We start from the raw sequence: 876 nt of genomic DNA, 5'->3' as shown, positions 1-876 counted from the left end.
AGGAAAATGTCGGTGCGCCGCAGTAGGCAGGCTTGATGCCCAGCACCTTGCTGATGACCCCGACCATCGCCTTGCGCTCTTCCTTTTGGATGTTGTAATTGACCTTCATGGTGGTTTCCTCCTTTATGAACTTTGGTCATTACATTCATCACTCACATGGGAAGAATTAGCAAGCAAATTGTGTTGTATACACCGAATGCCCGAAATGTGCAATTCCTGTAAGGACATAAAATACACAAGGAAGTGCGACACCGTTGCCCCACATCTTATACTCTGCCGCATCCGAGTGCGGATTCTTCAGCCATCTGCGAATCTGCGTATCGGTCTTGGGCTTCTTGCCGCCTGTGATTTTTCGGTGTGTCTCAAAGACCGCGCGCCAGAACACCATTTCTTCCTCCGTGGGATTATCCGTTTCAAGCCCCGCGCACCATCCATCGGGAAAGCCCTGCAAACGTCCGCACTCGGTCGGTGTCAATCTCCGCACGGCATAGACGGGCTGATTGACAACCATCGGGTCTTTGAAATCCCGCGCCATGAGCGTCGGGCATTTCTCCTTTACAAAATGAGAGTGACAGCCCGTGGTCATGGCATAGACCGCATGACGGTCAGCGGTATTGAGCGTAAAACTCACATTCTCTGCGATACCACTTCCCTGCGGGCCGTTCTTCACGGAGCGTCCGATCATCGAGCCTTGGATGGAAACAACGGCAACGCCACCCTGACAACATGAGGGATTCCCGCCGCTCTGATCAATCGTCCGAGCCGTCTCGGTTTCATATATCCCGGAGTGCGGATTGCTTGATTTCATGGCATTGGACTGGAACGAGGAGATGCCGTATGCTTGTACGTCCTTCAATACAAGCGGCTGATTATTCC

General features: G+C 52.4%; 2 pseudogenes. Both read right to left on the bottom strand.

The window, feature by feature from the left end:
* Positions 1 to 109, bottom strand: a pseudogene (locus HMPREF9163_RS12640) (virulence protein); the annotation flags it as partial.
* Between the two features lie 57 nt (positions 110 to 166).
* Positions 167 to 876: pseudogene (locus tag HMPREF9163_RS11400) on the bottom strand (DNA cytosine methyltransferase); the annotation flags it as partial.

The organism is Selenomonas sp. oral taxon 138 str. F0429, assembly GCF_000318175.2.
Lineage (GTDB): Bacteria > Bacillota > Negativicutes > Selenomonadales > Selenomonadaceae > Centipeda > Centipeda timonae.
The sequence above is the reverse complement of the archived record's forward strand: the minus strand, read 5'-3'. Positions and strand labels throughout refer to the sequence as shown.